Origin of the sequence: Halomonas sp. BDJS001 (genome assembly GCF_026104355.1) — a bacterium.
In the GTDB taxonomy this organism is placed as follows: domain Bacteria; phylum Pseudomonadota; class Gammaproteobacteria; order Pseudomonadales; family Halomonadaceae; genus Vreelandella.
Genome location: NZ_CP110535.1, coordinates 4,137,896 through 4,161,446, shown reverse-complemented (window position 1 = coordinate 4,161,446; position 23,551 = coordinate 4,137,896). Strand labels below are relative to the sequence as shown.

The window sequence follows — 23,551 nt, the reverse complement described above, 5'->3', positions numbered from 1 at the left end:
TTTAAATATGAGTAATGTTTCCCACCTGATTAACGGTGAATTAGTACAAAGCCAGCGGACGCTGGACGTAACCAATCCCTCAACGGGCAAAGTGATTCGCCAAGTGGCGGATGCCAATGCAGCCGACGTAGAGCGTGCCATTGCCGCTGCCCAGGCGGCATTTCCTGCTTGGCGCGATACCCCGCCAGCCAAGCGCGCCCAGGTGATGTACCGCTTTAAGCAACTGCTCGAAGATAACGCTAACCGCCTGGTGCAACTGGTTAGCGAAGAGCATGGCAAAACCCCGGAAGACGCTATGGGGGAGCTCAAGCGTGGCATTGAGAACGTTGAGTACGCCTGCGGCGTACCGGAACTCCTCAAAGGCGAGTACTCCCACAACGTAGGGCCAGGTATTGATGCGTGGTCTAACTTTCAGCCGTTAGGCGTGGTGGCGGGCATCACGCCGTTTAACTTCCCCGCCATGGTGCCACTGTGGATGTACCCCATGGCAATCGCCTGCGGCAACACCTTTATCCTCAAACCCTCGGAGAAGGATCCTTCAGCGGCGATGGCGGTAGCTGAACTGCTACAAGAGGCGGGGCTGCCGAAAGGCGTCATGAATGTGATACACGGTGGACGCGAAGCGGTGGAAACGCTGCTGGACGCCAAGGCCGTAAAAGCCATTTCCTTTGTTGGCTCAACGCCGGTCGCGGAAGCGATCTATAGCCGGGGCTCTGCTGCGGGCAAACGCGTTCAGGCTCTAGGTGGGGCGAAGAATCATGCTGTCGTGCTGCCGGATGCCGATTTAGAGAACGCCGCCAATACGCTAATGGGCGCAGCATTTGGTAGCTGCGGCGAGCGCTGCATGGCGATCTCGGTGGCGGTGTGCGTCGGCGATGAAACGGCCAATCGTTTAGTCGAAACCATGCTGCCTAAAATTGCCCAACTGAAAGTTGGCCCCGGCACTAAAAAAGATCTGGATATGGGCCCGCTGGTGACCGCCGAGCATCGCGCTAAAGTGCTCAGTTTTATCGAAGATGGTGTAAGCGCTGGTGCAACGCTGGTCGCAGACGGCCGTGATCTGCAAGTCGCAGGCTACGAGGAGGGCTACTTCATGGGTGGCTGCCTGTTCGATAACGTCACCGCCGAGATGCGCATTTACCAGGAAGAGATTTTTGGGCCGGTGCTCTGTGTCATGCGGGTTGCTAGCCTTGATGACGCCATGCAACTGATTAACGACCACGAATACGGCAATGGCACCTGCCTGTTCACCCGCGATGGCGAAGCTGCCCGTCGCTTTACCGACGCTATCGAGGTTGGCATGGTCGGGGTGAACGTGCCGCTACCAGTGCCCGTGGCCTACCACAGCTTTGGCGGTTGGAAGCGCTCACTGTTTGGTGATCTTCACGCCTACGGCCCGGATTCAGTGCGCTTCTACACCCGCCGCAAAGCCGTTTCCCAGCGCTGGCCGTCGGTTAGCGAAGCGACCCGTGCGGAGTTCTCGTTCCCCGCCAATCAAAGTTGACGTCCTAGGGTAAATAGGAGATCTTCTCAGCACCGTCGCTCTGCGGCGGTGCTTTTGTTAGTGCCTATCTTCGACGTAAGGAACGAGTGCAGCGTGGCAAGAACCCAGGATGAAATTCGCCAGACCAACGTTAAGAAGATTCTCTTAGCCGCGGAGCAGCTATTTGCCGAAAAAGGCTACGCCGGTGCCTCTATGGGGGAAATCGCCCAGATGGCCGAACTTCCCAAGTCCAACGTGCACTACTACTTCTCCACCAAAAAAGCCTTGTACCAGGATGTGTTACTGGAGCTTTTAGAGGTCTGGAAGCAGGACGCGCTCTGCTTCGAGCTCTACGATGACCCCCGCGTGGTGCTCTCCACCTATATTCGCGCCAAGATGAACCACTCCCGCAATCGCGCCCACGGCTCGAAAGTATGGGCGGCCGAGGTGATGCAGGGCGCGCCGATCCTCAAAGAGAGCCTGCGCGACAACCTCTACGAGTGGGCCAAGCTTAAAGAGTCGAAAATCCGCGAGTGGGTCGAGTCAGGTCAAATCAACCCCGTCGAGCCTTCCTACCTGCTCTATATGATCTGGGCCTCCACCCAGCACTACGCCGACTTCGACTACCAGATCTATCTGCTCAACGACGATCAACCGCTGGATGACCTGCAGTTCGAAAAAGCCGTGCAGTCGGTCACCTCGGTGATTTTGCGCGGCATTGGGCTGACGGCTTGATATGACATTCAAGGATATTTTCTAGGGCTGCAAGAGCGTTTATCTGGATGAGTCGATATACTGTATTGTAATGAGACTAGAAAAGCTGGTACATCTTTCTTTAACAAAGCTGATACAGTTAAGTACCGCTTAGTATCTGTTAATTTCAAGGTGGTGATAATGAGGTCTAGGTGTAAATAATAAGAACTTATTACAATGCTTTTTAGCAGTATCCAGGTGGTTTTATTAATAGTGGGATGACAACCTTTATGTTAGCAGTGAATGATTGGATTTCTTATGAGCAAGCTGATCACGGAGGCCTTTCGAGTGTGGCCTACGAGGCTATCATGCGGATGATTCTTGCCCGCGAGCTTTCTGGGGGCGATATAGTGCAAGAAAGGCGCCTTGCAGATAAGCTGGATATGTCGCGTACCCCTGTACGTGAAGCCTTAAGACGACTTGAGGCAGAAGGTTGGCTTGTACGCTTGAATGCACGCACCATTGGCGTGAAAAAAATCGCCATCAATGAATATGTGGCTGCACTACAGGTACGAGAGCTACTCGAACCCGAGGCGGCTGCTCTGGCAGCGGCTAAATCACAAACCAAGGAAATCGCGGACTGGGTCGAGAGGTTAGATTCAATTAGGCTTTCTAAACAAGTGGGGCTTGAGCAACAGTGGGAGTTTGATCAAACACTGCATATGGGGATCGCACAGGTCACCGGCAACGAAGTGCTTCTAAAAATTATTTCTGAACTGAGAAAAACGACGCAGATTTTTGAAAACCAGACGCTGCCCGCCAAATCTTTCCCTGGGTATGACGCACACTTGGCGATAATCAATGCCATCGTAGAAGGCGATTCTGATAAGGCGCGTAAGGCAATGTACGATCACCTACGTGAAACGAAGAAAAATATTTTTGAAGCTCTCTAATTTTAGTTCGTTTTGATGCACCGGTTTGGTGCTCTCAGATACCAGATTGTTCGTTAAGAAAGCTTTCGAATCTTTGCGAAAGCTTAATAAGTGCAAGAGAATCTAATAGACAGTAGAGCGTCGCACAATTTTTGTGCAAATGCCTTATTTTATACCTTTTTTGGAGCGTAGAAATAATTTTTCCACGTGGGATTATTGGTTGACAGTTGGTATACCGGTGGTCTACAAATAATGCGTCAACGTCTAAGAGAGATAATTATGAAAAAATCTATAGCTGTTGGAATTATTGCACTTACCTCTATTTACTCCACGTCTTCTTGGGCTGAAAGCTTAGTGTTGCGCGCTGGGCACTCGGCCAACTTGAGCGAGCCTTATCAAAAGGGGTTAGAAAAATTCGCAGAAGTTGTCGAGCGCGAAACAAACGGCGAAGTTACCGTGCAGATATTTCCTAATAATCAGTTAGGTAATGAGCGCGAAATGATCGAGGGGTTGCTTTTAGGTACTCTGGATATTGCCGTTCCCACTAACGGTGTTTTGACCAACTTCGTTTCCGAATTGTCGATTTTTGATCTGCCTTTCCTGTTTGATGACCGTCAGCACATGTATCGCGTTATGGACGGCGAGGTTGGCGAGCGTCTGGCCGGTTCTATGCAGGACAACGGCTTTAAACTACTGGGCTTTTACGAGGCGGGGGTTCGCCATATCGTGACCCAGGAGCCGGTCAACAGTATCGAAGACCTGGAGCGCCAAAGTATTAGAACTATGCAGATTCCGGCCCATGTTGCCTCTTTCAACGCGTTTGGTGCTAATGCCTCGCCACTTGCTTACAGCGAGCTTTATGCGGCGTTAGAGTCTGGCGTGGTGGATGGCGCTGAAGCTGCCTTCACCAACTATCAGGCACAGAGGTTTTACGAGGTGGCGCCATATCTTGCCGAAGTGAGCTGGACCACGTTGGTTGCGGATCTCATCATGTCTGAGGAGCGCTTCCAAAGTCTGCCCGAAGATGTGCAGCAGGCTGTGATGATTGCAGGTAAAGAGTCCGCTCAATACGAGCGTCAAGTATATGCCGAGATGGACGCGCGCATCCGTGAAGAGCTTTTAAGTGCCGGTGTTGAGTTTACCCAGCCTGAAATCGAACCCTTCCGCGAAAGGTCTCAGGCGGTCTATAGCGAATTCGTCGATACGGATCAGAAGCAAGAGCTTTTGAACGTCATTGAGCAACTACGCTAGCCGTTTAGAGAGTCAGGGCTATTGATATAGCCCTGCTACTTCAGGGGGTAATTATGGCACCTATAGTGCAAGTGGCTGAGCGAGTGCTGCACGGTATCAGGTTCTTGATTGCCGTATGTGTCGTTGTCCTTTTCAGCTATATGGTCGTCGCAATACTGACGCTTGTGGCAGGACGGTATGTCTTCGGATTTTCCGTGGCTGGTGCGGCAGAAACGGCTACCTTCGCCCAGATATGGGTTATCTTTTTGGCCGCCGGTATTGCCATGCGTGAAAAGCTGCATATTGGCGTTGATATCCTGTATGACGTTTTGCCCGATATTCTCAAGCGAATTACAGCACTTTTTATTCTGCTTTTGGGCAGCTGGTTTTTATGGCTCGCTATTCTCGCCAGTCAGCGGCTACTTCAAATTGGCCAGATTCAGACTTCGTCGGCATTGGGTATACCCATGTGGATACCTTATCTCTCCCTGCCGGTAGGGCTTGGCTATTTCTTCCTCGAATTCAGTATTGCCTATTTAAAGAAGATTTTCGCTAAAGATAGCGCTGACAATAATAATGAGGAAACCGCATTATGATCATGGTCATGGTGTTATTCGTACTGCTTTTAATTGCCGGCGCCCCCATCGTTTTTACCATGGGCGTCTCGGCGAGTCTTGTGCTGGTGGGCGAGGGGATATCTAGCAGCATTATTCCCCAGCGTCTGTTCGCGGGTCTGGACAGTTTTACCATCATGGCCATTCCGTTTTTCGTCCTGTCAGGGCTTTTGATGGAGCGCGGCGGTATTGCACGTCGCATGATCGATTTTGCAACCGCGCTGGTCGGCTGGATTCGAGGGTCGCTGCTGTTGGTGTCCGTCGTATCGGGCACTGGCCTTGCAGCCGTGTCGGGTTCTGGCTCTGCGGATACGGCGGCCACCGCCTCTCTAATGCTGCCCGAGATGAGAAGTCGCCGTTACGATATCGACTTTGCCGCTGGTTTGATGGCCGCGGCGGGCTCTCTGGGTCCCGTCATTCCTCCCTCCATCATGATGATCGTGCTGGCCTCGGTAGGTAATGTTTCGGTAGGCGATATGTTTATCGCCGGTGTCGTACCAGGGTTTTTAATGGCGCTGGGGCTGTTGCTGGCGGGGTATTTTCACGCCCGGCGTTATGGCGGTGTGTATAGCCAGGTGCAGCCTTTCTCCTTGAAGGAACTGGGTGCGACCGCCTTGAGGGCCATTCCGGCTTTTCTGATGCCCATCATCATCATCGGAGGTATTGTCGGGGGCGTTTTTACTCCGACCGAAGCCGCCTCGGTCGCTGTTGCGACCGGACTTCTGGTGGGGCTCTTTATCTATAAAGAGCTCAAGTTTCGTGATCTGCCTCGCCTGATGCTGCGGGCGGCGAGTATTTCTGCCTCCGTGATGATGATCATTGCCGTGGCCAATATTTTCTCATGGTTAGTGGCCAGAGAAGGCGCACCCCAGCTATTGGTAGGCTTTTTACAGTCTGTGTCAGACAATCCCTGGGTATTTCTGGCGCTGCTGAATGTCGGGCTGATTTTTGTCGGAATGTTCATGGAAAGCATCGCCGCCATATTGATCCTGGTGCCGGTGTTGATGCCCGTGGCGCAGAGCTACGGTATCGACCCGCTGCATCTGGGCGTGGTGATCATCATCAACCTTTCCATCGGCATGATCACGCCGCCCTACGGCATCACGCTGTTTGTCGCTAGCAGTATCGCCCAGCGCCCCATCATGCGCGTAGCGGGCAAAATCATCCTGCCCTTGAGTTTCATGTTGGCCGTGCTTCTGCTGGCGACTTACGTCCCATCTGTCGTGACCGCCTTACCCGATTTTTTTAGAACCCGTTAACGTTGAGTCGGAGAATTAAATGTCCCAGTTTGCTGGTACTTATAGTGTTCTTATTACACCTTTCGATAAAGACTTGGAAGTCGACGTAGAGAGACTGCGCACGTTTATCGATTGGCAGATTGAGCAGGGCATCCATGGGTTGATCCCGCTTGGTAGTACCGGTGAATTTCTTTCGATGACCGACGACGAGCGCCGTCTGGTGGCCAAGACCGTGATCGATCAAGCCGGTGGTCGCGTTCCCGTGCTGGTAGGTACCGGCGCTGAAAATACCAATGATGTTATTCGTTACAGCCAGGAAGCCGAACAGCTTGGCGCGGACGGACTGATGATCATTCCGCCTTACTACAGCTGTCCCACCGAAGACGAGCTCTATCACCACTACAAGCAGGTATCCGACGCGGTCTCGCTGCCAATTATGATCTACAACAATCCCAATGCGGCCAACGTGGACATGATGCCCGAAACGGTGGCACGGCTTGCCGAGATCGAAAACGTGGCTTACATCAAGGAGTCGACGCTAGAGATTACGCGCGTGCGCGATATTTTGAGGCTATGCGGCGATAAGATAGGCGTGTTTGGCGGGGTGCTGGGGTTTGAATCCTACGTGGAAGGCGCGATCGGCTGGGTAGCGGTTGGCTCCAACGTTATGCCTAAGGAGTTTGCCGATCTATACACCACCACGGTGGTGGAAAAGGATCTGGATCGCGCCAGGGAGGTGTATCGCCACATTCTGCCGGTCATTGATTTCGTGTTCGGCCATCGCTACGTATCCGGCACCAAGGCGCTGCTCGAGTCGATGGGAAAAAGCGTTGGGCATCCGCGTCCTCCGCGCCTTCCCTCGCCCTCTGAGGACAAGGCGTGGGCCGATGACATCGTTCGCAAGCTTTCGTTGAAATAGGAGGCTTCAATGGACGCGCTGGGAAGCAGGATCTCTAAAAAAGCTAAAGAGATAACCTTTACCTTCGAAGGCAAGAAGGTCAGCGCCCTTGAAGGCCAAAGCCTGGGGGCCGCACTTGTTGGCGCTGGCCACCTGTCTCAGCGAGAAGGCCGTCTGGGGGGAACCCATGGACATTATTGCGGCATGGGCGCCTGTTTCGAGTGTCTGGTCAGCGTCGACGGCCGCTCCGGCATGCGCGCCTGCATGACGCCTGTTCAGCAGGGCCAGACGGTCAAGCGACACCCCTATAAAACCCCGTTCGATATCGATGCGCAACGTCAAAGCTCTACCCGAGCTGCTTCGCTTGAGGTGGTGGCGATTGATGTACTGGTCATCGGCGGAGGGCCCGCCGGTTTACAGGCTGCGCTCTCGGCGCGCGAGGCGGGGGCGAGTGTACTCTTGATTGATGAGCGCACAAGTCTTGGCGGACAGTATTTCAAGCAGCTATCATCGGCCTATTCGACAAAAGATGGCAATGCGCCGGATAAGCAGATGCAGGCGGGCCGCGCGCTAATCAAAAAGCTTGAACAAGCGGACGTTCAGCAGTGGCGTAACACTCTGGTCTGGGGGGCATTTCGCGAGCGCTTTGATCAGATGCGAATTGGGGTCGAGCGAAATGGTCAGGCGCTGATCGTCGAACCCCAGGCTATTGTCATTGCCACCGGCGCCACAGAGCGGCCCTACCCCGTACCCGGTTGGACGCTTCCCGGAGTGATGACCACTGGCGGCCTGCAAACTCTACTGCGCTCCTACCGCACGGCACCACCCGGCCCTATTCTGGTCGCGGGCAATGGGCCGCTCAACCTGCAGGTTGCGGCGGAACTGGTCTCGGCGGGCGTCGAAGTGGCGGGGGTAGTGGAAAGTGCAAAGCTGACGTCACTAACTGCATTTACGCAGACTGGTCAGGCGACTCGCCATTCGCCGTCCTTGATCGGCGCCGGGCTTGGCTACCTGCTTACTCTCAAGCGTGCCCGCGTTCCTATTTTCGATGGCTACGCTATTGCGGCGATCAAGGGCGAAATTGCCGTCGAAAGCGTGGTGCTGGCGCCGGTTACTTCCGAGGGAGAACTGGGACAACCGACCCGGCAGCTTGACGTTAAAGCGGTAGGTCTTGGCTATGGCTTCCAGCCGCAGGCCGAAATCAGCCGGCTGCTAGGGGTCGAGCACCACTACGCGCCCGCCACGGCTTCAGCCCTCAAGGTGCTTTCAGCTGAGCGCGCGGCGGATGGCAGCTGTAACGTCGAGGGCGTTTTCGTTGCCGGTGAGGCCGGCGGATTCGGCGGCGCCCAGCTAGCTCTCGCCCAGGGAGCACTTTCGGGCATTACCGCTGCCAAGTACTGTGGTTATCACACGAATGCTCCCTCCTCGTCCTGGCAAGCTCGGCAACGACAGCATCGGCGTTTTCAACAGGCGCTGTGGGGCGCCTTTGCATCGCCGCTCAAGCCGCTGGCGGGCGTTACCGACGATACGATCATCTGCCGCTGCGAAGGCATTACTGCCAAAGAGATTCTGAGTGGACGCGATGCGTGTAGCGACGTAGCTTTGATCAAACGTCAGACCCGCGCGGGTATGGGGCGGTGCCAAGGGCGTTACTGCGCCTCGACGGTTAGCATGCTGATCGCCACCGATCAAAAATCGGGCAGTCAGTTTGATCTGCCGGCACCGCAAAATCCGATCAAGCCGGTTGCCATTGGGGCCCTGGCCATCGAAAAGGGCGAGTGGGCCGGGCACCGGCGCGTGACGCCGCCTGTCACTCCTGCTCGTCATCAGCCTATCGATTCTCGACCTCTTATTGAGGTCGACGTACTGGTGATCGGCGCTGGCGTTGCTGGAAGCTCTACCGCCATGGAGCTGGCTAAACAAGGGGTGGAGGTGGCGGTACTCGATCGCGGTCTGCCCAATGGTCAGGCATCCGGCGCCAACGCGGGTAGCCTACACGTTCAGCTACTGTCGTTTGATTTTGGTACGAAAGCTGAAAGGGGAGGTGGCCCCGCCGCCAGCACGCTGCCGCTTCAAAAAGCCAGCGCCTCGCTTTGGGAGGCCTTGGCTTGTGAGCTCGATAGCGATATCGAGTTCAAGCGCAGCGGTGGCATCATGGTGGCTGAAAGCGATGCGCAGATGCGCTTTCTTGAAAGAAAAGCGACATTGGAGCGCTCGCTGGGAATCGATACACAAATTGTCGGCCGTGGCGATATCGAGCGTAAGCTGCCCGCGATTACTGATGCTGTGGTCGGCGGGGCGTGGTGTAGCGAGGAGGGGAAAATTAACCCGTTGCTCGCCACCCCCGCCCTGGTTCGGGCGGCCAAGCAGGCTGGGGCGCGTTTTTTTACCGGCGATGGGGTGCATAAGGTGGAACACGCCAATGGTCGGTGGGTGGTCACCACCATTAGCGGCTGTCGCTATCGTGCCAACAAGGTAGTGAACGCCGCCGGCGCCTGGGCGGGTGAGATCGGCAAGCTGGCCGGGGTGCATGTGCCCGTTCATGCGGCCCCTTTGCAGATGATCGTCACCGAAGCCGCCGAGCCCATTGTAGATGTGTTGCTTGCCCACGCCGATCGTCATCTGACGTTGAAGCAGGCGGCCAACGGAAACGTAATCATAGGCGGCGGCTGGCCGGCGGGGCTGAGTATACCCTTTGGTTACCAGCGCCCGCTTCTGGAAAGTATCGAAGGCAATCTGTGGGTCGCCCAGCACGTGTTGCCAGCGTTGAATCAGCTGCGCGTGCTGCGTACCTGGGCGGCGATCAATATCAACATTGATGGCGCGCCCATATTGGGAGAGGTAGAGCATCGCCCGGGCTTTTACAACGCCGTCACATCCAATGGCTTTACCTTGGGGCCGTTGGTTGGCCGGATCACGGCAGATTTGATTACGCGTGGCAAGAGCGATTGGGATCTAACGCCTTTTTCGCTCAATCGTTTTGAAGGGCAGCCGGTCACATGAGCGTGGTGACTATGCCAGCACAGCGTCCGCTTCACGGCATTGCCTGTATGCTCGCCGCTGCAGCACTTTTCGTGGGCATGGACTCTCTGGCCAAGTATCTGGGCGATCACTACTCGCCGGTGCAGCTGGCGTGGTCGCGCTACAGCGTTCACCTGATCGTGCTGGTAGTACTACTGGCCATCATGGGGCGGCTCACTCGGGCCGAGCTCGAAAGCCGTGCGCCCTGGGGTCAGTTGGGCCGGGGGGTGCTGCTGCTTGGCGCCACGCTGTTTGCGTACCTGTCGGTGCGGGTTTTACCGCTTACTCAGGTCTACGTCGTCAACTTCAGCTCGCCGCTGATCGTCACGCTACTGGCAATACCGCTTTTGAAAGAGAAGGTCGGCGCCAAGCGCCTTCTGGCGGCCTTGTGCGGATTCTCAGGTGTCTTGATTGCCGTACAGCCCGACGTGGGAGGTCTGAACGCCAATCTTCTGTTGCCGGTTGGCATGGCGGTCTGCTTTGCGCTCTATCAATTGGCGACACGCTACTTTGCCGCACAGGATTCCGCGCTTACTTCGCTGCTGTATACCGCCGCCGCCGGCGGCGTAGTAAGTACGCTAGCGGTTCCCTTTTTCTGGGTGCCTGTGGAGAGTAAAGATATCGCCCTATTTGTTCTGATCGGATTACTAGGTGCATTGAGCCACTTTGCACTGATCGAAGCCATGCGCTCGGCCTCAGCATCTCTGGTATCGCCTTTTTTATATTCACAGCTTATTTGGGCCACGCTCATTGGCTACTGGTTTTTCGGCGACTATCCCACTAAAGCCACGTTTATCGGGGCAGGCCTTGTCGCTATGGCAGGTGGTTACCTCATTATCAATGAGCGCCATCAACATTAAATAGAGAGAAAACTTATGAGTGAAAAAACGAAAACAGTTTTGATGTTTGTTAACGGTCAGGCGATGTCTGGTGGGAGCATCAATTTTGCTTTGCAGGAAGCGAAGTTTTTGGGCGCTGCCAAGACCGCTGCTAAGTATCGTTTTTACTCCGTGCGAGATGAGTTTCCCGGCTTATGGCCTGTCGAGCAAGGTGGGCAGTCTATTCCCGGCGAACTCTATGAAGTCAGTTACGCGCAACTCCGTGAATCACTACTGCCTAATGAGCCTTCCGAATTGGAGCTGGGAGTTATTGAAATGGAGGATGGTAGTGGCTCTTTGAGCATGAAAATGCGTGCAGAGGAAATTACTGGCACCGACGTCGTGGATATTACCAACGAAGGTGGCTGGCATAAATATCTCGCTGCTAAAAAAGCATAGCCTTCAAAAGTCTGAGTGCTAATCAAGAAAAGATAGCTAAGCTATTGAAGTTTAAAATACTACCATAATAGTAAAGGCACCTTTATGACCGGATTCGATTTAATCATTCGTAACGGAACCGTGGTTACCGCAAGCGACACCATGCAGTGCGATGTGGGGATCAGAAACGGCAAGGTGGTGGCATTGGCGGACAGGCTGGGCGCGGCCGAGCGCGATATCGACGCGGCCGGTCTGCTGGTCATGCCCGGCGGGATCGACAGCCATGTACATCTGGCGCAACCGACAAGTGATGGTACCGTCATGGCCGATGACTTCGAATCTGGAACGCGCTCGGCGGCTTGCGGCGGTAACACGACGGTGATTCCCTTCTCGCTTCAGGAACGGGGCAAGTCGCTTCTCGCGTCCGTTGAAGAGCACCACCAGCGGGCTGCGGGTAAGTGCTACATCGACTACGCTCTGCACGCCATCATTACCGACCCGACGCCTCAGGCGCTCGAAGAGGAGCTGCCCCAGGTGGTTCAGGGCGGGGTCACGTCGGTTAAGATCTTCATGACCTACCAGGACATGGCGTTGAACGACGGCGAAATCTTCAAGGTGATGGAGGCCACGCGCCGCGAAAATGCCCTGACTATGGTGCATGCGGAGAATTTCGACGCGATCCAGCAAATGACCGAGCGCCTTGAGAAGGCGGGCCAGACCGGGCCGCGCGGCCATGCCGAGTCACGTCCTATCGTGGTCGAGCGCGAGGCGACCCACCGCGCGATCAGCTTTGCCGAGCTGGTGGATGTGCCCTTGTTTGTGGTGCACGTGTCCGGCGGTGACGTCATTGAGCAGATCGAATGGGCGAAGCGCCGTGGTCTGCCCATCTACGCTGAAACATGCCCGCAGTATTTGACGCTGACCGCGGACGATCTGGATAACACTAACATGGAGGGCAGCAAGTACGTGTGCAGCCCGCCGCCGCGCGATGAAGCCAATCAGAAAGCCTGCTGGGATGCGCTGGCTAGAGACGTTTTCTCGACTTTTACCTCTGATCACTGCCCGTTTATTTATGAAAGCGATACGGGCAAGAAAAAAGCGGGAGCTGATACCAGTTTCAAGTATGTGCCCAACGGTATACCCGGCGTGGAGACTCGTTTGCCGATTCTTTTCAGTAAAGGTGTATCTGAAGGACGTATCAGCCTTAATCAGTTCGTTGCCCTATCGGCGACGAATCATGCCAAAGTGTATGGTATGTATCCGCAAAAAGGCACCATAGCCATTGGTTCCGACGCCGATATTGCGATCTGGGATCCTCACAAACGAGTGACCATATCGCAGTCCATGCTTAACCATAATTGTGATTACACCCCTTATGAAGGCATGGAGCTAAAAGGATATCCAGTCACCGTTATTTCTAATGGTGAAGTAGTGGCAGAAAATGGGCGTCCGGTGGGAAGCGCCGGAAAAGGTAAGTTTATTCCGCGAGGTAAATCAAGTCTGGTACCTTCTCGGCATCCTTTTGAGACCTGAAATAGTGAGTGCTGATGAGTGAGCTAGGTATCTAGACTCCAACTAAAATGGTGCTTTAAGCGCTTATAGCAGTAAGAATCTGTTGGCACTTGCGACAACCGTAACTTAATTGTTTAAAGATGACCTCTGCTCAGCACTGTCGCCCTGCGATGGTGCTTTTTTGGTTTGTAATTCAGAGGTATAGGGACATGGAATGCATAACGGGAGCACAGGACGAGATTTGGTAAACCAAAGTAAAGATGCTCCCCATGGCGTACTTTCCAACTACATTTACGCCAAGATGAACCACTCCCGCAATCGCGCCCACGGCTCGAAAGTATGGGCGGCCGAGGTGATGCAGGGCGCGCCGATCCTTAAAGAGCGCTTGCGCGACAACCTCTATGAATGGGCCAAGCTCAAAGAGTCGAAAATTCGCGAGTGGGTCGAGTCAGGTCAAATCAACCCCGTCGAGCCTTCATACCTCCTTTATATGATTTGGGCTTCCACTCAGCACTATGCCGACTTCGACTACCAAATCTGCTTGCTTAATGACGACCAACCGCTGGATGACCTGCAGTTCGAAAAAGCTGTGCAGTCGGTCACCTCGGTGATATTGCGCGGGATTGGGCTGACGGCTTAAGTTACCTATGTGCTCTAGCTGATCTGGAAAAGGGTTAATGATGGACAGTATCGGACAGCCTATTATCGGTGTTGGCGCTATTCTTATCCGGCCTGACGGAGCAGTACTGCTTGGCTACCGCGATAAACCTGGTGAATCGCCAAGCTGGTGTTTGCCGGGTGGGCATGTTGATGCGGGAGAGTCATTTGAAGCGGCGGCTGTTCGCGAAGTTGCTGAAGAGACGGGTATTTCCGAGTTGCAGCGTACTAAACTGCTGGCGATTACTCAGAACTTGAATAGTGCAGCCTCTATAGTGACAGGGGCAGTAATCGCCAACGTGGAACAGGAGGCTGATGCATTAGTGCTTGAGCCGGAAGTATTCACTCAATGGCGCTGGTTCCGTCCCGGTACGCTTCCCACGCCGTTATTCCCGGCCAGCCAGGCGGTACTAGCGTATTGGTTGGGAGAAGCGTCGCCAACCGGGTGGCAGACATACTCCATCGCTCAAGCAGAGTAAGTCTTGCTATGTAGAGAGCAGGCTTTCCATCGGCACAGATGTATCAAACTTATGCCGCTTACGCGACAGTAGCGTGCGAAACTTGCGCAGGTTGTCATCGCCATAGAGCACTCGGTCGCAGAAGCGGTCGTATTCATCTAAATCCGCCACTGTCACGATCAATACAAAATCACACTCTCCGGTCACCTGATAACACTGCTTTACTTCTGGGGCGCTTAGCGCGGCTGTTAAAAAACGCTGGTAGAGTGATTTGTTATCCCGCTCCATCGTCACCTCCACCACCATATGCAGGCACTGCCCAAGGGCGTCAGGATTGAGCAGTGCCACCTCCCGTTCGATGATCCCCGTGTCGCGTAACCGCTTAACCCGCTTTAAGCAGGCAGAGGGAGAGAGCCCTATCTCATCCGCTAACGCTTGATTGGTCAGGCTGGCGTCACGCTGTAGCTGGTCAAGGATTCGTCGATCAATGGCGTCCATGAAATAAAATGTCCTTTCTGCGCTCATAAAGAACGAATAGTGATTGTTAGTGCGGAATTGAAAAGAAGATTCTGCGTAAGCTCCATTATCATAACCATTGTTCTAATGATGGCAACGGGGGCTTGATGCAGATAACAACTCACCGTCTATTGGCTTGGGTAACTCATTTATTACAAGACGCGCTGCGCGTGTACCTGACCCTCCTAAAAATCCTGATTCCAGCGTTGCTTATCGTCAAAGGATTAGAGCTCTTGGGTGTTATCGGCTGGCTGGGAGCGGTATTAGCTCCCTTAATGAGCATACTCGGTTTGCCCGAGCCGTTGGGCGTTGTGTGGGCGGCGGCGCTCTTTACCAACTTGTACACCGCCATTGCGGTATTTTTCCAAGTAGCCGGTGATATGCACTTGAGTGCCGAGCAAGTAACAGTGCTTGGAGCGCTAATGCTGGTAGGGCACTCAATTCCTGTTGAGGGGGCCGTTGCCAAGCGTGCTGGCATACCTTGGTGGGCTACGTTAGTCCTGCGTGTAGGTGGGGCTTTGCTGCTGGCTTGGCTCTTGCACTGCTTCTATTCGTATTTTGGTTTGTTGCAAGCGCCAGTAGCTTTGGTATGGCAACCAAGCTTGTCGACAGCGACAACACTAAGCAGTTGGGCTATTGCACAGCTTGAAACGCTAGCGCTTATCTTTGTGATTATCTTAGCGCTGATTGTGTTCCTAAAGCTTCTGAAAAAGCTCGGCCTGGAGCGCTGGATTCATCTTGGCTTGCTACCGCTACTCAAGCTCTTAGGCATTGGCCGTTCAGCAGCTAATGTAACGGTGATTGGTTTTACGCTGGGATTAAGCTATGGCGCAGGGCTGCTGATTCGGGATGTGCAGAACGGGGTGCTTGGTAAGCGGGATAGCACGCTTGCAGTATGCTTTCTCGGCCTCTGTCATAGCGTTATAGAAGACACGCTGCTGATCTTGATGCTAGGGGCCGATATAGCGGGCATTTTATGGGCACGGCTACTTTTTGCCGTTATTGTCACCGCGATGATTGCCCGTTGGCCCGCAACTACAATCAATAGGGCGCTACACCGGCTGCCGTAAGCGTAAAATGGATAGGCCCAATCCGATAAAAGCACTACCCATCAGGCGATTGACCCATGCCACCCGCGAGCGACTGCACAGCCAGCGGGCAAGATGCTTGGCAAGGGTGCCGTAGGTCATCAAGGTGACAAAGGAGAGTGCCATGAAGGTACCTACCATGATGGAGAACTGAGGAAGCAAGGCGCGCTGCGTATCCAGAAACTGTGGGAACAAGGCAGTGAAGAACAGGATCGCCTTAGGGTTGCTCATGGCGACCAGTACGCCTTCACTGACCGTGCGCCATCTGGGAGTAGGTTTTGCCGGGCTGGTTGAGAGCGCAAGGGAGGTCTTGCTCCGCCACTGACGAATGCCCAGGTAGATCAAGTAGGCTGCGCCGCCCAGTTTAAGCAGGTTGAACAGCACTTCCGAGGCGTTCAACACCACCCCCAGCCCCAAGACTGCTGCACTGGCCAGTATGAGTAGGCCAGTGATATTGCCCAGCGACGAAAGCGCCACGCGCTTGGCTCCTCCTGCCATGCCGTTGCGCACCGCGACTAGAAAAGCGGGCCCGGGGCTGGCAATGCTGACCAGTGCCACGGCAACAAAAAGCAACCAGGTGGAAAGCTGCATGGGTGCATCTCCGGACGGGGGTGAAGTAACTCATCGTATTAATCCTAATGGATAACACCCGTGTAGACGACTCCTTATCAACCATTGGTAATTTTATTGCCTCTCACTGCCTACCTGCTCTGTCATTAAACACAAAAGCTCGTACATAACGGTAGCGCCAAGCAGGGCCGTGTTACCGCTGGGGTCGAAGGGTGGGGAGACTTCCACTACATCGGCGCCGATCAGCGGTAAGCCGCGAAAACCGCGCACCAGCTTAAGTGCCTGTAAACTGGTGAGGCCGCCGACTTCTGGTGTGCCGGTACCCGGGGCGAAGGCGGGGTCGATGCTGTCGATATCGAAGGATAGATATACTGGGCCACTGCCTACAACGCGGCGTGCTTCGGCGACTGTCTCTTCAATGCCAAGCGTATCCACTTCCTCCATAAACATCACCCGCATGCCACTAGCATCGGAGTAGTCCCAGCCTTGGGTGGTGTTTTGGGCACCGCGAATGCCAATTTGTACCGTGCGTTTGGGATCAATCAATCCATGTTCACAGGCAAGCCGGAAGGGGCCGCCGTGGTGAAATTTTGAGCCCTGAAACTCGTCCCAGGTGTCGGTATGAGCATCAATATGGATCAATCCCACCGGGCCATCGGCTGCCAAGCCGCGCAGGATGGGATAGGTAATCGAATGGTCTCCACCAACGCTTAGCGGGATAACGCCTGCTCGGCGAATAGCTGAGTAATAAGCGGCAATATCATTAGAGACCTGCTCAAGGTCGTAGATCGATGAAAAGCGAACATCACCTATGTCGGCAATGCGTGCCTGGGCAAAGGGATCAAGCCGGGTAACATGATGCAGACTGCGCATCATGCTTGACTGGTTGCGAATCTCCCGCGGGCCGTGGCGGGTACCGGGGCGATTGCTAACGCCGCCATCAAACGGAATGCCGACCAGGGCAATATCAAGTTCCGCCAAGGAGTCGGCGAGCGGCGCACGCATAAAGCTGGCTATTTCGCGATAGCGTGGTTCTTGGTGCGGTAGGTAGCTTTCGCCAGTGGCGGCATTGTGGCGAGTGCCGTCGGTGCCCTTGGTCATGTTGCTCTCCTTATTGGGTTAGGCTGGCCAAACTGGCGGCTAACAGTTGCGTGCCTGCCACGGCATCGGCGATCTCGATATGCTCATCTGGATGGTGGCTAAGACCGTCGCGGCAGGGCACAAACAGCATCGCCGTTGGGCAGTGGTTGGCAAGGTGAATAGCGTCGTGAAAGGCACCGGATACCAAGTGCGGTGCGCTAATGTCTAACTCCTGGGCGGCGTCATCTAGTAGGGCGGTAAGTGTTTCGGGAAACGCGACCGGCTCAACCCGCGAGAGCGGTGTCAGCGTTGCACGGCAACCTGCCCAGGTCTGCTGAGCGAGCTTATTGAATTCGGCTTCCAGCGCTTTGAGCGTTAGCGCTTCTGGGTGGCGTAAATCAATGCTGAAGGAGACGTGGTCAGGAATGGTGTTCACCGAGCCAGGACTAACGGTGAACTTGCCGATGGTAAAGCGCACCCGGTCTTCGTCATCTCTCGCGGCTTCCCTGAGCGCTGTTGCTAACGCGCAGGCGCCTTCAAATGCATCGCGACGCATGGCACGCGGGGTAGTGCCTGCGTGGTTGGCGCTGCCCGTTATCGTGACTTCAAACCAGCTAACGCCCTGAATACCTTCAACCACGCCCACTGCAGCACCGGCACGCTCCAATATTGGGCCTTGCTCAATATGTAGTTCCAGGAAGGCGTGCATGGGCGTTGCCAATGGGCGGTGTGGCACACCTGCGGCGTCAAGCACCGCCAAGCAGGAGTCTAATGCACTTCCCAGGCTGACGCCGTCGCTATCTTCAATCAAGCGCGTTTCATCCAGGCTGCGTACACCACAAAAGACGGCTGAGCCTGAAGTGCCCGGCGAGAAGCGTGCGCCTTCTTCATTTGTCCAGCTGACCAGTGATAACGGTCGGCGTGGGGTAAAACCAATGTCGTTAAGCGCGCGCAGCGCTTCAAGGCCTGCCAGCACACCCAGTGCACCATCGTACTTTCCCCCCGCGGGTTGGCTATCCAAATGGCTGCCGGTGACGACGGGCTCAAGCTCAGGGTCGCTGCCGGGGATGTCGAGAAACACGTTGCCGATGGCATCAACGCTCGCCTTTGCACCTAAGCCACTGGCCTGCTCAATCAGCCATAGCCGCGCGCGGGTGTCGCTGTCATCTAGCGCGAGGCGAGCCACACCGCCATCCGAGCGAGCGCCAAATTGGGCTACCGTTGCCAAGTCATTAGCTAAACGCGCCGGTTTTACCGCAGCGGCGATTGTCGCCAGATCTGTGGGGGATCCACCGGTAGGGTGATCGGTGTGGTTCTGCATCAGGCTCTCCACAGGTGTTTGTTATTCGTAAACTTCGAAATGCAACTCGACAGGCACACAGTCCGCTCCGTTGATAGGGATTATGTCCTGTGGGCAGGCGGACATGACCACAATACAATCCATCACGGCGCGTAGTTCAACATAGTCGCCAGCATTAGACACCGGAGGGCACCAGTCGACTTTCATCTCTGAGTTAACCGGAATATTCATCCATAGATTGAGCGGCTGGGGAACCTCGGGGGTGTCAACGCCAATTGCCTTCATGGCTAAGCGTAGGTTGTCGGCGCAACTGTCATGATAGCCCTCGACACCCAGGGTCATATAACGGAACAGGTCGCAGGCCGCCATTAACGTGTCGTGAATGCCCGGCGAGGTATCAGCGGTGAGGGTCATGATTGGGCGGCGGCGGTTACTGATCAGCGGATCGCCCACCTGGGGAATTAGTGCGCTCAACCAGGCGCGCCCGTGCTCCCAGGACATAAACTCGTTGATATTGTCAGTACTAAACGCCCAGGTATCGCACACTTGGGTGCCATGGGTATTGATGATGCGGATAGTTTGCCCTGCTTTTAAGCGCACCGCTCGCCCGCTACGGGCAGGGACTTCGTAGCGCTCGCCGAGCACCGGCGTGCCATCAGGGGAGATGGGGTTGTCTAAGCTGTGGTTGTGACCGCAGGGCTCGCTGTTACTGCGCGGTAGTTGCTCAATGCGAGCGTGGTCAAAGCGTGTGTCAGTACTCATTTGAATCTCCAGGTGTGTTGTCGTGGTGTTAGCTAATCGGTACATGTAAGTCGAATCAGTCGATATGACGCTCGCGCCAGGTATTCAAAAACTGTTGCAGGCGCTCACTTTTCGGCTGGCGAAACAGCGTGGCGGGCGGGCCGCTTTCGACTATCCGACCTTGATCCATAAAGATCACTCGGTCGGCCACTTTGGCGGCGAAGCCCATTTCGTGAGTAACGATCACCATGGTCATGCCGTCGCTGGCCAGCGCTTTCATTACATCAAGCACTTCGCCCACTAGTTCTGGGTCAAGCGCCGAGGTGGGTTCATCAAAGAACATCACTCGGGGTTTCATAGCGAGTGCCCGGGCGATGGCCACACGTTGTTTCTGGCCACCGGAAAGGCTCTCAGGAAAGTGATCCGCGCGATCGGCAAGCCCAACCTGCTCGAGCATGGCCATGCCTTCAATGTCTGCATCTTGGCGTGACAGGCCATTCACCAAGCGCAGCGCTTCGGTGACGTTCTCCAGCGCGGTACGATGGGGCCAGAGATGAAAGTGTTGGAATACCATGCCCACCGGGGCGCGCACTTCATCGACGCGTTTTTCACTGGTAAGAACGCGTTTACCGGCGCGGTCTTCATAGCCCAACAGCTGGCCGTCGATGTAGACGCTGCCGTGATCGTAGGGCTCTAAAAATGCCAGGCAGCGCAGCAGCGTTGATTTGCCGGAACCGGAAGGGCCAATGACGCAGACCACCTCGGAGGGCGCAAGGCTGAAGTCGATGTTGGTCAGCACTTCCAAGTCGCCGAACTGTTTGCTGATGCCGTGTGCTTCAACCATCGCTTTTTGACGGGAAGAGGATGCGGGCAAGTGTGTTTCAGCCGTTGGCATGGGTCGCTCCTGGTTGGGCAGCTTGGCGCGGTTGACGATTGGCTAAGCGTTTTTCCAGCGCATAGCCTCCCCGGGCAATCAGTTCAATCATTAACCAGTAGAGTAGGGCGACCGCCAGATAGGGCTCGATCACCTGAAAGGTTTGGTTAACGATGGTGGTAGCGTTTTTGGTGAGGTCGTCCACTGAGATGATTGAAATCAGGGCGGACTCTTTCACCAAAATGATCAGCTGGTTGGTACTCGGAGGAACGATTAAACGAGCCATTTGGGGAATCTGAATACGAATTAGCGTGTGCCAAGGGGAGATCCCCAGCATGCGTGCTGCCTCAAGTTGGCCCTTAGCAATCGACTTGAAGCCACCACGATAAATTTCCGCAAAGTATCCTGCGCCATACAAGCCAATGCCGGTGACTCCAGCAATCTCGGCATCCAACCGCAGGCCAATACTGGGGCCACCGTAATAAAGTAAAAACAGCAGGATCAGCAGCGGCGTGCCGCGGCAAACCTCCACATAACAGGCCACCGGGTAGCCGAAAAGGCGAGGGTTAGCTAAGCGTAGCGCTGCGAGTACCAGACCGAGCGAAAGTGCCAGCAGGCAGCCTAAAAAACAGATCCATAGCGTATTCCACAAGCCTTGCAGAATCAGGCCACGCGCTTCCCATAGCAGGGCAATATCTAACATAGCGGACACTCCCCTATTCGGTGGCTAGGCCGCCGGTCATGCGGCGTTCTAAGTAAGCGCTGATTCGCGCCAGCACAAGATTGACGGCAAGATAAAGCACGGCAGCGGCAAGATAGGTTTCCAGTGGCTGAAAAGTGCGCGAAGCGATTTGCTCACTCACCCGCATAAGCTCAGTGACCGCAATCACCGAGATCAGCGATGAATTTTTGAGAATCGTAATGATCTCGTTGGTTAACGGCGGCAAGGTAAGACGCAATACCTGGGGCATTATGATGCGCCGCCTGGTTTGCCACGCCGAAATACCTGCCATACGCGCCGCTTCTATTTGCCCAGCGGGAATATGGCTGATGCCACTGCGGAAAATTTCTGCCTGAAAGGCGGTGGTATTCAGCGTTAAGGTCAAAATGGCGGCTGAAATAGGCGCGATCTCAATGCCTATCTCGGGCAGCAAATAGTAGACCAGCAGTAGTTGCAGCAAGATGGGGGTGCCACGCCAAAAGCTGCGGTAAAGCCCACAGGGCCAACGCACCAGACGGTAGCGACTGGTTAAGCCAAAGGCCAGCAACACGCCTAATACCAAGCCCAGTGCGATGGCGCAAAGCGAGACCACCAAGGTGGTGGTCAAGCCCTTAAGCAGCACAGGGTAGTGGTTGAGTAAAATCTCAAACATGGTGCACCCTTAGAGAGAAGAGAATCGTCTTAGCGAACTGCGCGGCGTGTTACTCGGCCGCTGGCAGTTCTAAAGGCAGATCCATCGGGCCGCCGAACCATTTCTCTTGTAGCTCTTTCAGAGTGCCGTCTTCATTGAGGCGTTGAATTTGCTCATCCATAAAGGCATTTAGCGAGGCGCTCTCTTCGTCATTACGCCCTGCCCAACTAAAGTAAACCGGGTCACCAAAGGTGCCGACCACTTCAAATACCTCGGGGCGGGTGCGCTCGGCTTCGAGCAAATTGGGCAGGCTGTTAATCACCACATCAACGCGGCCGGTACCCAGCTCGGCGTATGCCTCGTCAACGCCTGTGTAAGTGCGGATATCTTCAACGGGGGTGCCCGCTTCCTCAAGCTCGGCGGCCAAGGCTTCTAGCGCCTCAAGTTGAGCAGAACCCGCTTGAGCGGCGGCTACTTTGCCGGCGATATCCTCAGGTGAGTTGATACCCTCTTCGCCCGCGCGTTTTAGAATCGCCATAGTGGCATCGGCAATCGGTGCGCTGAGGTGATACCGCTCCATGCGCTCAGGTGTGGCGGTGACCGAGGTGATCACGTAATCAAAGCGCTCGCGCTCAAGGCCCGGCAGAATACCTTGCCAGGGAAGATCCATACGGATCAGCTCGACCCCCTCAAGCTCGGGCATGATGTATTCCATGATATCGGCGGAGTAGCCGACAATCTCACCCTCTTCAATGTATTCAAATGGGGCGAAGCGCGCTTCAGTGCCGACAGTAAAGGTGCCGTCTGAGCGAATATCGTCAAGCAAATCACTGTGCGCAGTAGAGGCAAAGCTAACGCCAAGTAAGAGGCCTGCGGTAATCGTCGGGATGCGTTGCATGGGGATGCTCCTCGGAGTGGTGATACTCGAATCAAAAGGCGAAGGCCCGTTGAACAACAACCCCTTGAGTAAAGCAGGCGTTATGCAACAATAAAACTGCTATCTTTCGATGTTTGTACCCGTTTTATTGATGTGAATTGCACTAACGTAGAGCACTCTAATGAAACTCTCAGCTGCCGATCTTAAAAGCCTCTCTGTATTCCTTGCCGTGACTGAGCATCGCGGTTTTGCGGGCGCGCAAACGGCGCTGCATATGAGTCAGTCCGCTGTGAGTTTTCATATCCGGGCACTTGAAGAGCGGGTAGGCTTCACTGTATGCCGACGAGGGCGACAGGGGTTTGAGCTCACTGAGCGGGGCACAATGGTGTATGAGCGTGCCAAGGTGTTGCTTGCCTCCGTTGATGATTTTGATAGCGAGATGAGCGAGCTGCGCAGCTCCGTTTACGGCACGCTGCGTTTAGGTGTTGTCGATAACACCATTATGGATGTGGATCTTGATCTGCAGGGGGTGATTGGCGAATTTCTGCGCAAGAACCCTAAAGCGCGTCTCAACATTACGGTAGGCAGTCCTGATCGCCTGATTGGTGAGATTGCCAATGGTGAAGTACAGCTCGGCATCTTACCGGAAATGGCACAAATTGAAGGCTTGCAGCATCGTCAGGTTTACACCGAAGTGCATGGAATCTACTGCGCAAAACGGCATCCGTTGTTTGCCCGTGATAGCGATCAGCTAACGATAGAAGAAGTGATCAATCACCCCTTTGTGGTGCGGCCATATGCCAACCTGCAAGAGCTTAAGAGTTTTCCCAATGCCCAGGTGGGCGCCCATGCCTCCAATATGGAAGCCCAGGCTCTGCTGATATTGAGCGGCCACTTTATCGGTAACTTGCCCCGCTACTATGCCCACCACTGGGTGGAGCGGGGCGAGCTCAAAGCGCTGCTGCCAGATCAGGTCGAAATCGCGTCGCCGTTTTGTGTCGTTACCCGAGCGGGGCGACGCCCCTCGCTTATCGTGCGAACCTTTATTCAGGAACTTGTAGCTAGACTTTGGCAGCAGTCACATTTGGTTGATGCGTACCAAGGAGATGAGTTGTTAGCAGTAGGTAAACCAATCAACGAGAATTGGTAGGCAAAGAGTAA

General features: G+C 54.8%; 23 protein-coding genes and 1 pseudogene. 15 read left to right on the top strand and 9 right to left on the bottom strand.

Translation table 11 applies throughout. The features are described from left to right. The first annotated feature begins 7 nt into the window (after window positions 1–7). From OM794_RS19330 to OM794_RS19270, 13 genes and pseudogenes are all read left to right on the top strand, one after another. The gene (locus OM794_RS19330; RefSeq protein WP_226246822.1) at window positions 8–1,504 is read left to right on the top strand and encodes a CoA-acylating methylmalonate-semialdehyde dehydrogenase; all 1,497 of its coding nucleotides are present in this window, start codon (window positions 8–10) and stop codon (window positions 1,502–1,504) included. A 93-nt stretch (window positions 1,505–1,597) separates the two neighbouring features. Next, window positions 1,598–2,218: a TetR/AcrR family transcriptional regulator gene (locus tag OM794_RS19325; protein ID WP_088701924.1), complete on the top strand. Its 621-nt coding sequence runs from the start codon at window positions 1,598–1,600 to the stop codon at window positions 2,216–2,218. A 248-nt stretch (window positions 2,219–2,466) separates the two neighbouring features. Next, window positions 2,467–3,129 (top strand): GntR family transcriptional regulator, encoded by a 663-nt coding sequence (locus OM794_RS19320; RefSeq protein WP_226246823.1) that lies wholly within the window; start codon window positions 2,467–2,469, stop codon window positions 3,127–3,129. A gap of 231 nt (window positions 3,130–3,360) precedes the next feature. Next, window positions 3,361–4,359 (top strand): TRAP transporter substrate-binding protein, encoded by a 999-nt coding sequence (locus OM794_RS19315; protein ID WP_226246824.1) that lies wholly within the window; start codon window positions 3,361–3,363, stop codon window positions 4,357–4,359. Between the two features lie 53 nt (window positions 4,360–4,412). Continuing rightward, window positions 4,413–4,934, top strand: coding sequence for a TRAP transporter small permease (locus tag OM794_RS19310; protein WP_226246825.1), 522 nt, complete (start codon window positions 4,413–4,415; stop codon window positions 4,932–4,934). After that, window positions 4,931–6,211 (top strand): TRAP transporter large permease, encoded by a 1,281-nt coding sequence (locus OM794_RS19305; protein ID WP_226246826.1) that lies wholly within the window; start codon window positions 4,931–4,933, stop codon window positions 6,209–6,211. Before OM794_RS19310 ends, OM794_RS19305 begins: the two co-directional genes overlap by 4 nt. Before the next feature lie 19 nt (window positions 6,212–6,230). Beyond that, complete coding sequence (dapA, locus tag OM794_RS19300) at window positions 6,231–7,109, top strand: 4-hydroxy-tetrahydrodipicolinate synthase (protein WP_226246827.1); 879 nt, start codon at window positions 6,231–6,233, stop codon at window positions 7,107–7,109. 9 nt (window positions 7,110–7,118) lie between these two features. Then, complete coding sequence (locus OM794_RS19295) at window positions 7,119–10,091, top strand: FAD-dependent oxidoreductase (RefSeq protein WP_265153972.1); 2,973 nt, start codon at window positions 7,119–7,121, stop codon at window positions 10,089–10,091. Further along, window positions 10,088–10,969: a DMT family transporter gene (locus OM794_RS19290; protein WP_226246828.1), complete on the top strand. Its 882-nt coding sequence runs from the start codon at window positions 10,088–10,090 to the stop codon at window positions 10,967–10,969. The genes OM794_RS19295 and OM794_RS19290 overlap by 4 nt, the downstream gene beginning before the upstream one ends. Before the next feature lie 15 nt (window positions 10,970–10,984). Further along, the gene (locus tag OM794_RS19285; protein WP_226246829.1) at window positions 10,985–11,386 is read left to right on the top strand and encodes a gamma-glutamylcyclotransferase; all 402 of its coding nucleotides are present in this window, start codon (window positions 10,985–10,987) and stop codon (window positions 11,384–11,386) included. Window positions 11,387–11,470: 84 nt separating this feature from the next. After that, window positions 11,471–12,898, top strand: coding sequence for a dihydropyrimidinase (hydA, locus tag OM794_RS19280; RefSeq protein ID WP_226246830.1), 1,428 nt, complete (start codon window positions 11,471–11,473; stop codon window positions 12,896–12,898). Between the two features lie 238 nt (window positions 12,899–13,136). Beyond that, a pseudogene (locus OM794_RS19275) lies at window positions 13,137–13,517 on the top strand (TetR family transcriptional regulator C-terminal domain-containing protein); the annotation flags it as partial. 37 nt (window positions 13,518–13,554) lie between these two features. Then, complete coding sequence (locus tag OM794_RS19270; protein WP_319001049.1) at window positions 13,555–14,013, top strand: nucleotide triphosphate diphosphatase NUDT15; 459 nt, start codon at window positions 13,555–13,557, stop codon at window positions 14,011–14,013. Window positions 14,014–14,019: 6 nt separating this feature from the next. Here OM794_RS19270 and OM794_RS19265 read toward each other — a convergent pair whose 3' ends face one another. Next, window positions 14,020–14,490: an Lrp/AsnC family transcriptional regulator gene (locus OM794_RS19265; protein WP_226246832.1), complete on the bottom strand. Its 471-nt coding sequence runs from the start codon at window positions 14,488–14,490 to the stop codon at window positions 14,020–14,022. Between the two features lie 125 nt (window positions 14,491–14,615). Between OM794_RS19265 and OM794_RS19260 the strand changes: the two genes are divergently transcribed. Further along, a complete protein-coding gene (locus OM794_RS19260; RefSeq protein WP_226246833.1) occupies window positions 14,616–15,578 on the top strand; it encodes a nucleoside recognition domain-containing protein in 963 nt (320 codons plus the stop codon). Here the strand turns inward: OM794_RS19260 and OM794_RS19255 are convergent. The 8 genes from OM794_RS19255 to OM794_RS19220 form a co-directional block, all read right to left on the bottom strand. Further along, a complete protein-coding gene (locus OM794_RS19255) occupies window positions 15,561–16,187 on the bottom strand; it encodes a LysE family translocator (RefSeq protein ID WP_226246834.1) in 627 nt (208 codons plus the stop codon). The two genes, OM794_RS19260 and OM794_RS19255, sit on opposite strands and share 18 nt — an antisense overlap. Before the next feature lie 93 nt (window positions 16,188–16,280). Then, a complete protein-coding gene (speB, locus tag OM794_RS19250; RefSeq protein ID WP_226246835.1) occupies window positions 16,281–17,267 on the bottom strand; it encodes an agmatinase in 987 nt (328 codons plus the stop codon). A gap of 10 nt (window positions 17,268–17,277) precedes the next feature. Continuing rightward, window positions 17,278–18,567 (bottom strand): M20 family metallo-hydrolase, encoded by a 1,290-nt coding sequence (locus OM794_RS19245; protein ID WP_226246836.1) that lies wholly within the window; start codon window positions 18,565–18,567, stop codon window positions 17,278–17,280. A 21-nt stretch (window positions 18,568–18,588) separates the two neighbouring features. Then, window positions 18,589–19,308, bottom strand: a complete 720-nt coding sequence (locus OM794_RS19240) for a DUF1989 domain-containing protein (RefSeq protein WP_226246837.1) — start codon at window positions 19,306–19,308, stop codon at window positions 18,589–18,591. A 55-nt stretch (window positions 19,309–19,363) separates the two neighbouring features. Next, window positions 19,364–20,182: an amino acid ABC transporter ATP-binding protein gene (locus OM794_RS19235; RefSeq protein ID WP_319001050.1), complete on the bottom strand. Its 819-nt coding sequence runs from the start codon at window positions 20,180–20,182 to the stop codon at window positions 19,364–19,366. Then, complete coding sequence (locus OM794_RS19230) at window positions 20,169–20,864, bottom strand: amino acid ABC transporter permease (protein ID WP_226246838.1); 696 nt, start codon at window positions 20,862–20,864, stop codon at window positions 20,169–20,171. The genes OM794_RS19235 and OM794_RS19230 overlap by 14 nt, the downstream gene beginning before the upstream one ends. A 13-nt stretch (window positions 20,865–20,877) precedes the next feature. After that, the gene (locus tag OM794_RS19225) at window positions 20,878–21,534 is read right to left on the bottom strand and encodes an amino acid ABC transporter permease (protein ID WP_190374540.1); all 657 of its coding nucleotides are present in this window, start codon (window positions 21,532–21,534) and stop codon (window positions 20,878–20,880) included. 49 nt (window positions 21,535–21,583) lie between these two features. Then, on the bottom strand, window positions 21,584–22,411 hold the full coding sequence (locus OM794_RS19220; protein WP_190374541.1) for a transporter substrate-binding domain-containing protein: 828 nt from the start codon (window positions 22,409–22,411) through the stop codon (window positions 21,584–21,586). A 160-nt stretch (window positions 22,412–22,571) separates the two neighbouring features. Here OM794_RS19220 and OM794_RS19215 point away from each other — a divergent pair, with 160 nt between their 5' ends. Beyond that, window positions 22,572–23,540: a LysR family transcriptional regulator gene (locus OM794_RS19215; protein ID WP_226246839.1), complete on the top strand. Its 969-nt coding sequence runs from the start codon at window positions 22,572–22,574 to the stop codon at window positions 23,538–23,540. Window positions 23,541–23,551 lie beyond the last annotated feature (11 nt).